The sequence below is a fragment of the Paenibacillus agaridevorans genome, from assembly GCF_018604145.1.
GTDB lineage: Bacteria > Bacillota > Bacilli > Paenibacillales > Paenibacillaceae > Pristimantibacillus > Pristimantibacillus agaridevorans.
This window is the reverse complement of record NZ_CP075889.1, coordinates 3,467,706-3,483,820: the sequence shown is the minus strand read 5'-3', so window position 1 is coordinate 3,483,820 and position 16,115 is coordinate 3,467,706. Positions and strand designations below refer to the sequence as shown.

Genomic DNA, 16,115 nt, shown 5'->3' with positions numbered 1-16,115 from the left:
TTCTCAATTTAATGTAGTCCTTCTCAAATGTAAGAGTTAGTTGAATCAATTAGAGCATGGCGATGGGTATCAGAATCTAGAGAGAAAGTGATCTTTGTTTTGATTTCCATTGTTCTCAGCGTTGGAAATTTCAGGTGACCAACATAACAGAATTTGATAAAATAAGACTATAAATTACTATTCATTTATAAAACAAAACTCGTTGAATTAAGGGAGATGTATGTGTGACGCACATTTTACTAGAAAAAGCAATGGTATTCGTACAAGGAAATAAAACTCTTGACCTGAAAGAATGTAATTATGATATTAAGAAAGGTATTTGGTTTTCAGATGAAGCAGGGGGAAAAGTGATACTTGTACGTTCTCAAAGGCTTAATAAGCCTAACACTGGGAAAAAAGCTGACGTTGAAACTGGTGAAGACCAGAAAGGAATGTAAAATGGTTAAACCTGAAATATTGATAATTTCTAATAGGTATGATTTTGCTTGTGATTATATTTGCGCATGTTTACATGAGGAAAATAGTAACTACTTAAGATTGAATACTGATGATCTTTTACATCTCCATGTATTTATGAACCCGATTAATGGAGAAATTGAAATTAAGATTGATGATCAATTATATAAAATTGATACAGATTCCTTGAAGTCAATTCTATACAGAGGACCTACCTATTTACGAGAAACCTCAGTATTGAATCTCAGTCCCGAAGATAAGCTCTCGAAATCACAATGGACTGCATTTATTCGCACATTAATGGTGTTTGATAAATGCAGATGGATGAATCATCCACATGCAACATATTTTGCTGAGACAAAAGCAGTTCAATTAAAAATTGCTCATCAAGTGGGTTTTCAAGTACCTAATACAATAATTACAAATTCAGATTTGTGGCATGAAAAAATAACTCCAAACTCTGCAAATGAAGTAATCGTTAAAGGTATTGATACTATTTACTTGGGTATTGGGGAGAAATTGGCCTTTGGTTATACGAATGTAGTGGAACGATCCAATTTATCGTATGAAACGATGTCAATTGCACCTGTGTTTTTACAGCAATATTTAGACCCAAAAGTTGATTTGCGAGTAACTGTAGTTGATAAAGAAGTTTTTTCAGTGGAAATTTTAGTTGACCGACAAGGAGTCAGTGGGGATTGGAGACTTAAAAAAGATAGTGTTGAATATGTTCCTATTGATCTGCCAATAGATATTAAAACAAAATGTATTGAGCTCGTCAGTAAACTTGGTTTATCTTATGGAGCTATTGATTTAGCAAGAGTAAACGAAACTTACTACTTTATAGAGATTAATCCCACAGGTGAGTGGGCTTGGCTTGTAGATCAGTCTAACCTTAGAATTGATTTTGCTATTGCTCAATTTCTAAATCGAGGGGTTTGATGGAGTGAAAAAAAAGGTAAGAGAAATCATTCTCAATAATAAAGCGCTAAATATAATAGCTTTTAAAATTTATCCCTTATTGGCAGCTAAGATCATAGATGCCAATTGTATTGAGGCTGCCAATCAATTGAGGTCTCAAAATGATGAATCTTTTTATATAAAAGACATTTCAAAAGAGACAATTGAAAAGTTACTGGCAAAAGAGGCAGAGCGAAAGAAATCTATTGAGGATAAGGCGAAAACGAACGTCACTGCTGTTACGATCGCAATTACCTTAGTTACAACAATTTTGACAATAATAAATGGAGCAAATAGTTACACATTTTTTATTGCTCAGCCGCTATCTATCTTACTGATTTGCGCTGTTATTGTGGGATTCATTTACCTAGTGATCAGTGGTTTTAGCGCTTTTCGTGCTCTTCAACTTGGTGCAATATACGACATTTACTTATATGATGAAAAAGAACTTCTTGGAAAACAGGATGAGATTCGATTGGGGAGAATGATAAAAAATCTAGAATTAAATTACCTCTCTACTCCTCAAAGAGAGGCATACGTCACAGCTAGTTATCAAGCAATGAAAAATGGAATAATTGCTCTTGTAGGTATAGTGTTCTTCGGTGTTATTATCTTTTTTAGTGGAGAAAACAGTGAAGAATTAACCATCCGAAAAAGTAACTCGATTCAAATTCAGGTTTTAGACATAATTGATACTAATACGTTAAAAGTAAGTGCACAGCAGATTGAAGAAACAGTGCAACTTGCTTATATTAGCAGTCCGAGTTTTGTAAATGGAGAGTCATTTGGGCTAGTAGCTTATGAAGCAGTAAAAGAAATTTTAAAAAATCGAATAATAGAGATGGAAATAATTGATTATCGGTCAGGCAAAAAGGAAGTTCTTGTTTATATAGACGGTAATCGCACATTGAATGAATATCTTATAGAAAACGGACTAGCAAAAAGTTTAGTTTTAAATAAAGGAAGTGACATAGCAAAATTATTCCTTGATAAAGAATCATTTGCAAAGGGAAAACGACTTGGAATGTGGTCTTGAGGAGAACTATAGTCACTAAGTTAGTACATCAACACAGGGCGAATACTTCACTTTAACCATACGATTTTCGAAAGATTGGTTCTTTTTTGCATTAATTGAACCATAATATCGGAGAATTATTATCGAGCAAATTCATTCTTATAATGCCGAAATTTATAACTGTTTGTGGTAAATGAATTTCAGATGGTTGCCCTGTACCCTTGAAGAGAAGTATCACTCGATGGTCAAGCTTTTTGTTGGGAAACACTTATTTTTAGTGATTGTGGGTAAGGGTGGAGTTGAGAGATTAGATAACTCAACAAGACTATTAAAAAGAAATCTCTGAAAGGCAAAGACTCGATCATATTAAAAGTTATTTACGAGTTTTCCAGGAGAGCAGATAATAGTAATAGCAAATATTACGTAATAGAGGGATGTGAGGAGTGGGCTAATGTTTATGATTGATAAAGATAAGGAAGTTAAAGCACTAATAAACTATATACAACACTTTTCAACAAGAATTCCATGGAAGGATAACGATTATACTGGGCGAATTGACAATAATCCTAGGTATAATGTAGCTGCTCAAGTAATCCCCAACATTGCATCATCACGGGACTTAGAGTTTGAGGAAACAAATAAAGGTAAAAGTTACGAACAAGTAGGACCAGTAAGAATGCAAAGCTGGATTACAGAGAACGCTGCGTTCATGAGTGATACCAAGCTTTATCTTAAAATGAACCATCCTTATAAGAAAGGAAATGTAAAGTTCGAGCATTTTAAAGAGACAACTTTTGAGATGGACTCTTATTCATTCTTATTGCGCCCTTTTTCATGGACTTTAAAGGATAATGCCAAAGAGAAGCAAAAGTATTACAATTTTTATTTTGACTTAGAAAAAACAGAACAAATGCTAAGCTGGTCTAGTTCGTGGGTATCGCATGGAGAATCTCAAAAAGGGATTTTCGATTACTTCTTTTCCGGGATTAGTCCGCGCAATTCATTGATATTTCCATACTACAAACAAGTTCCATTTATCGAAGATAATCGGCGTGTAATTGCAGGAATAGGAAATATAGTATCAAATGTAGAAATTCATGAGTACGCGTCTGATGGAAGCAGTGCAGAAAAAAACTACATTTGGGAGACAAATGCAGCTCATTCAATAAGAGTTGATGGCAAAGATGGCTTTTTAATGCCATATCATGAAATTTCCGAGTATGTAAAAAAGCATCCTGATTTTGATGTGTCGAGTGTCACATTGTTTGAAGCGGCAGGTTTTAGATCGGAATTTTCATATGCAGCTGAATGGGTCAGCTACGATGCGGCTATTGATGTGCTGAATCAAGCGAAAATTGCATTGAAAAATATAGCGAAACTCAATCTAATAGAAGCCAATCATGAATGGGTTAATTTTCAACTTGAATATATTAATAATCAATTAAAAAGCGTTTGGAATCAACGTGGGATTTTTCCAGGGTTAGGTTCGATTTTATCAGCTTTCGGTGTTCGATATGGTTTCGATGTTGCTCACCATGTCGATACATCTGAATACGACTTGATTTCTGAATTGAAGTTATATTTTTCAGGGGAGAAAGAGACTGGCATCGAGAAACTGGATGACGGCTTGGCTGACAAAGAGGATGAGTTTTCAGGTTTACTCAGAGATGAAAACAAAACTCGGTATTTCGAACTTTTGTCTCGATTGAATCTTTCTGTTGAACAGGCTATTTATGCTTGGGGTCACCTGAAAATTTATGCAGTTGAAATTCTTGAAAACCCATACCGATTATTCGAACTTACACGAAAAGAAAAGGACCAACATCAAGTTACTATTTCTCAGATCGACAATGCAATGTTTGTGAATCCGTTGGTGGAAAATCGGTATCCCCTAAATAAACCAACAAAAATGAGAACTGAAGGTGATAAGCGCCGATTTAGAGCTATGGTGATATATGTTTTAGTTCAAGCCGCAAATCAAGGCCATACTTTACTCAGCTATGATCAAATTGTTGAAGAAATTAATAAATTACCATTAGATCAAAAAACGGATTTTCAAACTGAAAAAATTGAAGGTGTTATAGAGTTCTTGCAGGATGGTGAATTGTATGTCGATGTGGAGAACTTTTACATAAAGCTGAAAGAATATCAAGATTATAAACAATTGGTAGTAAATATAGTAAACAGCCGTTTAGAAACTAGTTTATCGAGTGAACAAGACTGGAAAAAGATTATTAATGACCAATTTGGAAACCTTCAAGAAAATAATGAGGAAAACGATCAACTGGCTCGTGATGAAAAGGTGAAAGCATTAAAGATTCTTGAGTCATCTAAAATATCTGTCTTATTGGGAAGAGCGGGGACGGGTAAAACATCAGCATTGGGGATTTTAGCTTCTTCAAAAGAAATTAAAGATGGTAGAGTTTTAGCATTGACTCCTACCGGGAAAGCAAGAGTTCAACTTGAGAATTCATTTAAGAAGAATAGTGTTGCAGCTGAGTTTATGACTGTGGCACAATTTTTAATTCGTTCAAATGGTTTCAGTTGGAACACAATGGCTTATAAGATGCCATGCCAACCTAGTTCGAGTATTGCCAAAACAGTCATTATCGATGAAAGTTCAATGTTAACTGAAGATATGTTTGCTGGCATACTAAAGCTTGTTGATTCTCATGCTGAGAGAATTATCTTTATTGGAGATCCAAATCAATTACCTCCAATAGGAGCAGGTCGCCCTTTTGTCGATTTAATTAATTATTTAGAGATTGCTCACTCTGATAAGGTCACAACTTTGAAAACTGAGATGAGACAAGGTTCGGGTGGCGATGATTTATCATTTGCACAAATATTCTCTAATTCGGATTCAATCGATAAAGATGTAGTTTACCGTATTGCAAACGATCAAACCGATAATCGTCTTAAATATATTCAATACACCGATTTAGACGAGTTTGAAAAAGTGTTCTTTGAAGAATTGGTCGAACTTGCAAATATGACAACTAAAGATGATATTGATGGTTTCAATAAAAGTTTAGGCGCTACTGTAGGGAAATATATAAATTATCCAACTAGTGAACATATAGAAGACTGGCAGGTTCTATCTCCTACTAAATTTATTGGTGCAGGTAGCTATTATTTGAATAATCAAATTCACCAAAAATATCGTCAAGATACTGTCGAGCAATGGAAAGCATATCCTTGGTCAAAATACAGCCCTTTATCTGTTCAAAATATCGTTTACGGAGATAAAGTCATATCTAATGTAAACGGTGAGAAGGATTACTGGGATGGTACAATGGGGAAAGCATATATTGCAAATGGTGAAATTGGTATTTTGGCGGATTACCCAGGGCACTATGGAAAAAACGATAAGAATTCTAGTTGGTATAAACTCCGTTTTGGTTCATTTGAAGGGAAATTATTTTCATATAATAAATCTGATTTTGGTGGCGAAAACAGTGACTCTAAACTAGAACTTGCATATGCTCTCACTGTTCATAAGTCTCAGGGTTCTGGTTTTGGCAAAACTATAGTAGTCATAAATGGTAAAAGTTCATTTGTTACAAAAGAACTTTTGTATACTGCGTTTTCCCGTCAAAGAGAAAAATTAGTTGTATTGAGTGATTTATCCATTCAAGAATTAGTTCAGTATGCAAATGACTGGTATTCGGATACCAAACAACGATATACAGACTTATTTGAAGTTCCAAACATCATTATGATAGAGTCTAGTAAACAAAAACGATGCTTTGAAGAAAAATTGATTCATAAAACGATTCGTGGTGAAATGGTAAGATCAAAGTCCGAAGTTATTGTGGCTAACATTCTCGATAAGATGAAAATTGAGTATTCCTATGAAGAACCATTAGATGTTCTTGGTAAGACCTATATTCCTGATTTTACACTACGTTACCAAGGCAATACTGCCTATTTAGAGCATCTTGGAATGCTAAGAATTAAATCATATAAAAAGCATTGGGACGAGAAAAAAGGAAATTATGATAGTGTGGGAATTTCAGAAACTCTTGGAAATTTGATAATTACAAGAGATGGATTAGACGGAAGTTTGGATGCAACATTAATAGAGAGTAAAATTCAAACATGGATAAAAAATAGTTGATTTATTCCCGGAAATTAATTCAGGTACCGAGTTCTAAAACAATTCTAAATTGTTTCAGAACTCGGTACCTTTCACACCAAGAAAGTTGGTATCACTATGCTATGTTCCGACTACTGAAAGTGCCAAAATATCGTTGGTATGTTTTCGAGGACGTATAATTATCTCGTCGAGTGTGGCTACACCAAAAATTGTTGCGGCTTGATATTAAATTTCTTATAGCTCAAGGTAATATTAATACATCAATATGTCTGCGATTGCTACTCAAGCCTTGTGGAGGCAGTTGCTTTGTTGGTTGATTGATAACCTTTAGCTCGTAATCCATTGCAATGTGGTGAGGGGATATTGATTTTTACAACTGCAGATTTGTGGATATATGGGTTTGGTGAAAAGTTTATGGATCTATAGAGAGGATTGTATTGAATGTTCAATTTCCAAAATTTAAATGATTATGAGTTTGAAATGTTGTCTAAAGATATAATTTCTAGAATATTAGGGGTGGATTTGAGGACGTATACAAAAGGAAGGGATGGAGGAATAGATATAAGAGGTTTTATTGGGAATGAGTTCGTAGTACAAGCAAAACATTATCCAAAATCCACTTTTCCAAACCTCAGAACCGCCATGAATAAAGAATTGAAGAAACTTACCAAAATAAATCCAAAAAAATATTTATTAATAACATCTTTTGATTTAACTCCGGATAATGAGGATGAAATATTTGGTATGTTTAATAGATATATGGAGAGCAAAGAACAAATATATGATAGCACTCGGATTAATGAATTTCTTGAAAGTGAAAACAATATAGATATTGTTAAAAAGAATTACAAACTATGGCTAACTTCTTCGAATATTTTGAATATTATAAGTAATAATAGTGTTATTATTGATTCGGATAGTTTTACCTTTGAAATTGAGAAAAAGATTAATCTATTTGTACCTACTAAACAATACTGCCAAGCTATTGACTTACTAGAAAAAAACAATTGCATTCTATTGGATGGACTCCCAGGTGTGGGTAAAACTACAATTTCCCAAATGTTGGTTGCTCATTGTGTCAAAGAAGGTTTCAGATTAAAATATGTTAGTAATAATTCGATTCAACAAATAAAAGACTCATTATATAATGATAATGATAAAGAAATAATCATAATTAATGATTTCCTTGGACAACACTACATAAGCTATAAACAAGAATTGCTTAACGAATTGAAAAGCTTAATTATTTATTTTTTAAAAAATAATCTTAGCACAAAGAAACTGATACTCAATTCTAGGGTGACTATACTAAACGAAGTAATGAATAGAAATAATGATTTCAATCAATTTATTAATGATGATATAGTTCGTAAAATTCGAGTCAATATTAGTGAGTTGACTTTAAAGGAAAAAGCAGAAATCCTATATTCTCATGTTTACTATAATAAGATTCCTAATGAAATCTATAAGGATTTAGTAGTCCTGAATAGATATTTAAATATTATTGATCACCCCAACTTTAATCCTCGTATAATTGAATATGTAACAAGAAAAAGTTTTTGGAAAGGAATAAATCCAGAAGCTTTTTATACCTCGGTTATCGCTAAACTAGATAATCCCAAAGATGTGTGGAGAGATGAATTTGATAATTTAAGCAAGTACGATCGAATATTAATGAATACTCTCTACTCATTAACCAATGATAATGTTGATATTAACATACTGAGGGCAGCATTCAATAGAAGGATTCTTAATTCAGGCGATTATGATAGTACTATTAATGTCTTTATAGAATGCTTAGAGCGACTTTCAGATTCCTTGTTAAATAATTATAGATCTAATGATGAAAAAGTATTTATCGGCGTTATTAATCCATCAGTAAATGATTTTATGTACCATCAGTTGAAAGAAAATTCGAATGAGATAATCAAAATAATAAATAATTATGATTACATCGAGCAATTAGTAAAGATGTTGGAAGTTAATGAGAATACTTCAAGAAAAGAAATTGAAAATGAAATTACAGACGGGAAAATTAAGAACTTAAAAGCCTTTAGTGCTCCTGTTAACTATCATCTACTTCATTTGATTTCAAAGTTAAACATAAAGAATAAAGGTATAGAAAGCCATATTTATAATGCACTTTTTAATAGGGATACCTTTAAGAATGATTTGAAAAAAAATTCAGAAATGTTTTTAAGTTTTTTGTGTAATGCTGAACTTGTTGAATATTATGAGCTATACACTTTTTTTAATGACTTAGAAATAATGAACTATGTCTATGAGATGACCGATTATAACTTTATGAAGAAATTTATTCCAATTCACGAATTGTATTTAAAAGAATTAAGAATGAGACATAGTGAACGTCTTGAAACAAAGAGTCATGTTTTTGATAATATTAGATATCATATTAAATGGGCTGTAGAACTAGAGATAATAGATCAAATAAGGAATGATATTATTGAGACTGTACGTAAAAGAATAAAAAGTGATTTAGATGATTATTACGAGGAAGAAGAGAGGATATTAAAAGAATTCTCAAGTAAATTATCAAATGAAATCACTCGACTAAGTATTGGCCTGGTTCGAGATTTAAACTCTGCTATTATATGTGATAGGGAACTCTTAATTAACCGAAACATTATTGTTCAAGAACTAGATTACTCCAATGTCATATATCAAGAAATAAATGCGTTGTCGAATGGAGCAAGTGAGCTGAATTATATATCACCGCAATTAAATGATGATAAGAGATTGATTAACAACTTGCTTTTGAATTATTCGCGGTATGACACAGTGTGAAAAGTGAGCATCTAACTAAATTTAAAGATTATCTTATTAACGCAATAATTGAGAGAAGCAGAAGCACCTGAACGTGCAATATTTTTATGAGCTGCGGCTTGGCTTATAGGATCATTGAGGGAATACTATCATGGCAGACATACCCTTCATTTGTTCGTTAGTATTATTGAATCTACTCTTTTTGGATAGATCAGTCTTTAAGGCTTTAATAAATGAAGGAAAACAGTCTTAAATGTCGAGTTTTGGAATAAAGTGGAGGGGGATTCGGTTTAAGATTCGATATATACGCATTCAGAACTTTAGGGGAATAAGTGAGTTCTCCGCTTGTATGTCTAAGGACCTCATTTCTATTGTAGGACAAAATGACGTAGGGAAGTCCACGGTGCTACGGGCGTTATGCACATTTTTTGAAAAAGAAAAAGTAGGGAAAGAGGATTTTCAGAAGGGGAATGAACATCTTCCAATAGAAATCGAAGTTCATTTTGAGTGCGTGGGCCTAGAACAATTAAAGCACAATGGTCTAATAAAACTTAAGCAAGTGTACAGTAAGGTAATGGAAAAAATAAACAGTCAAAAATTATTTTTCTATGAAGCTGAAAAAGCGAAGGACGAGGAGTTGCAGAAGTACGCTGTTTTAAAGCAGTGGGCAAAAAAATGTGATGTAGAGACACCTGCCATTAAACCCAGTGAGGATGCGATACAAGAGATAAGAAACAAAGTAATCTCGAAACTTCAATTACTACCTAACGAAGACTGGAAACATGCCGATTGGGATGAACTAAGTAAACATCTGCCGGAGATCATATTCATTCCTGCTTCACAAGATTACGAAAATGAGCAAAAAATGTCTAATGATTCTTCGGTTTTCGGAAAATTATTTCGAGTTGGGATACGTAATTGGCTTAGTACAGACCCCGAAAGTAAGATTGCATTGCAGACAATTAAAACTAAAGTTGAGACCATCAATAATCAATTTATAAGAATTGTAGAGCAGAAATTACGAGAACAGTTAACACTTGCCGAAGGCCTCAGTCAAGAGTTAGACCCTCTAGATGTGAGCAGAGGGTTTTCTTTCACTATGCAGGTAGAAGATAGTCATGGTATAAGGACCCCATTGAGCCAACGTGGGAGCGGGTTACAACGAGCCGTGCTTGTAGCGGTAATTCGTGCTCAAAGTGAAATAAATGAAACCGTAGCAAGGATGAAGGATGCTAATGGAGGCGAGCTACAAGGCAAAGACCAAACGAAGTCGGGTGAGAGATCAGTCTTTTATATTTTTGAAGAGCCAGAAGCTTTTCTTCACTTATCAGCTCAAAAGGATCTGTTCTATTCGTTAAGGGATCTATCGAAACAAAATAATCAAGTTATTTTAACGACACATTCAACGCTGTTTATTGATGAGTCAGATATGGATGATGTGGTTTTGCTTGTAAGAGAACAGGGGAAAACAATTTCTCGACAGCATATCCCTCAAGAAGAAATACGAGATCAACTTGGTGAACGGATCAGACTAAGCGAACTGTTGACCGGAAAGGTTTGTTGTTTAGTTGAAGGATTATCCGATAAATACGCATTTGAACGTTGGGCTACAAGACTTGGCTATGATATTAAACGGCAAGGTATCCACTTCATCTCGATGGACGGCTGCAAGAATATGGACTATTTTGCCAATGTCTCGATACTCCATGACTTTAACGTTCCTTTTAAAATAATTCTTGATAGTGATAGCCATGGGGAAACCAATACTTCGGAAAGAATCAAATTCATAAAACAGAGACTACCGAAGCTTAAAAGCGACTGTTTTATTATGTTAGGAAAGGGAGAATTGGAAAACTACTATTGTGTTGATACATTAGCGCAAGAGTTAAACATTCCACGACATCATATTAATGATACGCAGTATGCAATTGACCCAAAAGAACAATTGAAAATTGCAACACAGAGGGCAATAGAAGCAGGTAGTAAAAAAGCTCGAAAGTATAAGGAAACTGAGCACAGTAAGGTAATAGCAGAAAAAATGCCAATTGAATTAATTGACAAAGAAATTGTTGATATTGTAAATGAATTGAAAACTATGTCTCAAACGATAAATAAGGCATTAGAAGAAATTAAGAGGGGATTAGCTGAAGCCGCTGCATCCAGTATGTGAGATAAGAAATACATAACTCATTCGTGCACAGTAAAACCCTCATTAGTGCAAATTTTCATTATCCCTTACAGAGAACCTGAACATTGTGAAATTCGCAATGTCGGATCGTCCGTACTAAGGGCTTCTTTTAATGTATACGAATTTCAAAGGATTGGGTCTTTTTTGAATCTATTGAACCACAATATATGAGAAGCATTATCAAGTAAATGTATTCAGATAATGTCGACTTTTATATTCGTTTGTGTAAAAAAGAATTTCAGACGGTTGTCCTGAACTTGTTACTATCCTAGTTGTATCACTCTATTGTAAAAAATGTAGAGCATGGAAGAGGTGATCGGGGGTTACCAATAAAAAGGCTACTAAACAACTTCTTGAAACCAATGGGTTGGTTGATATAGTGACTATATTTTAACGAATATTGAGTGGAGGCTGAAGGATCTTTGGAATGATGGAATATTATCAATTTCTGCTGAGCTTTATAGCATGAAGTCCAGAATTAGGTACATGATGAAGTTATTAACTCTTTAATGTTATACGAACCAAACCTTGCAATAAATAGAGCTTAGGCTAGTCAGTATCTAATGAGTTTACCCCCAAAATAAGATGCAATTAATACCTTAGAAACTTGCCGGAAAGCCTTTTTTGAAGGTCTTGGCTTAATCGGTATGAATATGCTATCCGACCTCGGATTATAATGTTTTCTTCTCACGAGGTATGCCACCTCACCTAATTCCCATGGTGCATTGTGGAAGTTCTAAGGGGGTTCACCTTTAACCAAGAGATCCAGCTGTATTTAAAAAATAAGGTAAACACTACTTCATTAATATGTCCGCGAATACCACTATATAAATTGCATGTTAGGAAATTGATATTAACAATTGAAAAGTGCACATAAGAAAGGAGAAAGTATTATGGCTAAGTATATGGTTACTGAAAACGAGGTTAAGAAAGCACTGGCTATAGACAGTTTTAGGAATGTGTCTAAGGAAAAAATCATGGAGTTCGTTTCTGCAATTCCCAATATCGATAAAGAGGTTGCAATTAAGATAATTGATCAGTTTCCAGCTTATATTGAATCAGCAAATAGTATGCTTGCACAGTTGAATACCATGTCCAATAACGCAATGAAGGAAAATGGAGAAAGCCAGAAGGAAGTAATTCGAGCTTATAAAAAAATACTAGATGACCTCGGTGAACTCCTAAAAAAAGACACAATTACTGCTGAAGAAAGAGCACATATTACTGAACAAATGCTAACTATTGCTGATCGTATTTCAGCAAAAGACACTGAAAACAAAGAGTTTCTCAATGGAATAATTAAGTATGGAGTTCCTATCATTGGAGGTGCACTTTTATTAGGCGCTGCAATTCTAGGTGTAAATGTTAAAGGTACAAAGACCCCGAGATTAAAGAGTTAAAATGGCGTTATCCCATATTAAGGATTTAGCATGATATGTTCCCGTAAACGAGAGCTAATAATGGCTGTTTCCATCTACGAGCGTCAGGTTTATATCGCAGGTTCGGTTGGACTCGGGAAGCTGTCTTGCCATCATGGTGAATAAGACGGGATCGAGGTTTACCTTGAGTGGCACACAACCAATTGCATTGAAAAATACGAGGGGAATATCCTTGTTTGGCTCGCTGTAGTAGTTCTTTTAGCTATCTCTCCAAGTTGATTTCAAATATGAAAAACAAAGCTCGCAATGATGTTGCCAGTAGAAATTGTCGGTTTCCGGCAATTAAATCTCAGGCGCTGGTTGAGATGCTTGTCCTACATAGGGAGTATCTGTACTCATTACGGAAGGCTTAATAATCGCCTCTTTACGAGTTGATTACATCATTCGGCTCGATTCATTGATCACAGAGAATAAAGGTTACTACTTAGGTACCAGGCAAAATGGGAGCTCCGTGGAAGGCTTGTTGTAGCGAAGAAAGAACGGAAAGACGTTGCTTGATCAAAGTGGAGACCACACCCCGCAAGCGAGCGAATATCTTGGCTCCCTGCTCCGTTCGAAACGATCCGGACACCTTCTGCTTGACTTTGACCATACGCAGATCACGTTCGGCCTGGTTGTTGTCGAACGGAATGCAGGGACGCCAAAGAAACGAGAGAATCGCCTCTTTGTGAAGGGATAGACGTTCTCCCAAATTGCCCGCTTTGCTCTTAATCGCGCGTCCCTTGGTGCATGTCTTCGTTCGTACCTTATCCTGCGTCCATTCGCGTTCGCCGTCTTCGAGGATGACATCGTAGCGCGTTCGCAGGGAGTCAATGACTTCCGGATCAAGTGGTATTTGCCTCTGACGCGAAGCAACCGCGAGCTGCCAACACTCTTTTAGCAGATCTTTCATCTGAGGGGCCCACTTATGGCCATCATGCTCCGAGATTCCAATGCACTCCCGAAGGAGATGCGCATTGCACAGGGCATGCTTAAAGGGATACCTCTCCTTGAAATACCCTCTCATGCAGTCATGGACAACCGTCCCTTTATAACGTGGCAGAATGCCAATCTCATCGATGGCAACGCCTCCGCGTTTAGCATGTACGTGGAGCCGCGTATACGACTCGTCAGAAAGGTCGTGCATCCACTTTGTTTTCCCCCGCTACACGGCAACCCGTCTCGTCCGCATGCACCTTGACCTGTTTCAGCAAACGTTTCTCGATCGTTTGCTCGACAGGGGCCAACACATCGAAAGCGGTTTCTAAAAAGGAAAGCAGGGTTCCCTCACTGGGACGGTACGTCGTCAGATCTTTCACGAGCTGGGCGATCCGATCCAGCGGCAGCATGTGATAGGCATGCAAATAGACAGTCCATGCGGCTAGACCGCTACCGTATTGCACCGGCGCCGTAACGCGTGCAGGGAACGCGGCGCGCTGCATCCGTTGGCAGTGCGCACAGTAGCGTTTCTCTGCACGAAACTCCGTCGTTTCCATGCGTGGACACGGAAGGTCGAACACTTGACGTTGTTCCATTCCTGCACATACGACGTCTGCCAGAGAACCGGAACAGTCGGGGCAGACCGTCAACTCGCAAACAATGACATGATCGGGATTTGCTACGAGATGCAGCGTCGTACCTGGATGCCCTTTTGGCGCTCCCTTTTTCCCACCTGGCGTTCGCAGGTTCGTTGGCTTACGCAGACCATCGCTGGAGGGGGGCTTGCTGCTGTTAAGACTTTGCTGGGCGACTTGACGCTCCAACTCATGAACACGAGCCTCTAACTGTTGAATGCGTTCCGCTTGCTTTTCGTTAATATCTAGGAGCGATTGGACGAATGCCGCAATTTCCGGATCGCCTTTACAAATCGTGAGTACTTGTTCGGGCGATAGTTTCATGTCGTCTCGCTCCTTTTTTCGCGTATGGTTATCTTCTATGATATATGTCGGTAGAAGTTGCATCACTTGTTATGGTACAGCTCATCTTTTTGATGGGACCTAAGTAGTAACGAATAAAGACATTATCGAGCTTGATCGAATTAGGTTCCCAGAAGATTGGGAAGTTATTCTGATTACAAGATGACACTTATAAGGTAAACACCACTACATCAATATGTCTGCGACTGCTACTCAAGCCATGTGAAGTGAGGAAACATAAAAACTAATACATAATAGTATGGGGACGAATTGGGGACGAACTTCGTCCCCAAGCGTCCTACGCCGGCCGAATAGATCGGAAAGCGATCGGCAAGAATCCAGTCATGGCAAGGCTTCCGCCGCTTTAATCGGGCGGCATCGGACAGCCATTCCATCGCTGGCAGCGATGAGGTCAGGGGTTCGATCCCCTAGGCTCCATACAAAAGGAACGTCATCACATTACGTGATGGCGTTTTTTGTATGGATTGCCTAGGGGGGATGAACCCCAAAATAGGGGTTCGCCCGCGCGCAGGGAGTAGAAGGGGAGCTATAAAGAATATGTTTTTAAACGGACAAGACGGTGCCCCGGCATGCCTCTTCTTTCCATTCAATATAAGAACCCACCTCAGGCTCTAGGCCTTGGGGGGGGGGGCTCACAGATATGAATACAACGTCATCCATTTACCAACGAATTGTCGTTGCTATTCAGAGGTACGTGCTTGTTCCCTTACCTTGATTATGGCGAATACGTCATCCATGTCGAGGTAAAACATAACGCTTTCGCTCGTTACCGGCTGGAAGTGGAATTCTAGCTTATCCTTCCCGAACTGCCTCTCTAACTCCGACCACTGCACCGTTGACAATAAAAGAAAGGCTAACGTGTCGTTGCCTAGAGACTCCATAAACCATCGAATCTGATATCGGGGAGCGATCATCTCCTGCATGGCCCGAATGGTGCTGTCCCGATCAGTCCGATCATCGGCGAACGGAATCGTCAGCTTGCGATCGCCTAAACTTATCAGTTTTCAGGCATTTTCCAACCTAATTCTTCATCCCACACGGCATCGATATCATCCAGGTGAACATGCCACTCACCACCGTCTACTTTTCTACGTATCTCGGTCAAACATTTCAACCAATGAAATAAATCGTTCAGCAAATCTTCAATCTGATCCGTCATGGACAGCTTGGTAGCGCCAGCGAAGATCTCCGTCGGTCTGGACGACTCGAATTTGTACACCGTGAAAGACTCCGCCCGGTCTATCCCTTCAAAATCCTG

General features: G+C 37.1%; 8 protein-coding genes and 1 pseudogene. 7 read left to right on the top strand and 2 right to left on the bottom strand.

Annotated elements, in window-relative coordinates; translation table 11 throughout:
• Positions 1–224 precede the first annotated feature (224 nt).
• The 7 genes from KJW29_RS14785 (at position 225) to KJW29_RS14755 (ending at position 12,902) form a co-directional block, all read left to right on the top strand.
• Positions 225–437 carry a hypothetical protein gene (locus tag KJW29_RS14785; protein WP_214630358.1) on the top strand — a complete coding sequence of 71 codons (213 nt, stop codon included), beginning with the start codon at positions 225–227 and terminating at the stop codon, positions 435–437.
• Position 438: 1 nt separating this feature from the next.
• Positions 439–1,398 (top strand): MvdC/MvdD family ATP grasp protein, encoded by a 960-nt coding sequence (locus KJW29_RS14780; RefSeq protein WP_214630357.1) that lies wholly within the window; start codon positions 439–441, stop codon positions 1,396–1,398.
• 4 nt (positions 1,399–1,402) lie between these two features.
• A complete protein-coding gene (locus tag KJW29_RS14775; protein ID WP_214630356.1) occupies positions 1,403–2,452 on the top strand; it encodes a thermonuclease family protein in 1,050 nt (349 codons plus the stop codon).
• Between the two features lie 430 nt (positions 2,453–2,882).
• Positions 2,883–6,551 carry an AAA family ATPase gene (locus tag KJW29_RS14770; protein ID WP_214630355.1) on the top strand — a complete coding sequence of 1,223 codons (3,669 nt, stop codon included), beginning with the start codon at positions 2,883–2,885 and terminating at the stop codon, positions 6,549–6,551.
• A gap of 420 nt (positions 6,552–6,971) precedes the next feature.
• Positions 6,972–9,335, top strand: a complete 2,364-nt coding sequence (locus KJW29_RS14765; RefSeq protein WP_214630354.1) for a restriction endonuclease — start codon at positions 6,972–6,974, stop codon at positions 9,333–9,335.
• Positions 9,336–9,567: 232 nt separating this feature from the next.
• Entirely contained in the window at positions 9,568–11,484 is a 1,917-nt protein-coding gene (locus KJW29_RS14760) for an ATP-dependent nuclease (protein ID WP_214630353.1), read from the top strand.
• A gap of 911 nt (positions 11,485–12,395) precedes the next feature.
• Complete coding sequence (locus KJW29_RS14755) at positions 12,396–12,902, top strand: hypothetical protein (protein ID WP_214630352.1); 507 nt, start codon at positions 12,396–12,398, stop codon at positions 12,900–12,902.
• A gap of 463 nt (positions 12,903–13,365) precedes the next feature.
• Here the strand turns inward: KJW29_RS14755 and tnpC are convergent.
• Together tnpC and KJW29_RS36100 are read right to left on the bottom strand one after the other, a co-directional pair.
• Positions 13,366–14,818: pseudogene (gene tnpC / locus KJW29_RS36105) on the bottom strand (IS66 family transposase).
• A gap of 1,036 nt (positions 14,819–15,854) precedes the next feature.
• Positions 15,855–16,076, bottom strand: coding sequence for a hypothetical protein (locus tag KJW29_RS36100; protein WP_246608725.1), 222 nt, complete (start codon positions 16,074–16,076; stop codon positions 15,855–15,857).
• Positions 16,077–16,115 lie beyond the last annotated feature (39 nt).

Bases quoted from the DNA above. Each gene is read 5' to 3' on its own strand.
- KJW29_RS14755 (WP_214630352.1), top strand. From the start codon at position 12,396: ATGGCTAAGTATATGGTTACTGAAAACGAGGTTAAGAAAGCACTGGCT.
- KJW29_RS14760 (WP_214630353.1), top strand. From the start codon at position 9,568: ATGTCGAGTTTTGGAATAAAGTGGAGGGGGATTCGGTTTAAGATTCGA.
- KJW29_RS14780 (WP_214630357.1), top strand. From the start codon at position 439: ATGGTTAAACCTGAAATATTGATAATTTCTAATAGGTATGATTTTGCT.
- KJW29_RS14765 (WP_214630354.1), top strand. From the start codon at position 6,972: ATGTTCAATTTCCAAAATTTAAATGATTATGAGTTTGAAATGTTGTCT.
- KJW29_RS14770 (WP_214630355.1), top strand. From the start codon at position 2,883: ATGTTTATGATTGATAAAGATAAGGAAGTTAAAGCACTAATAAACTAT.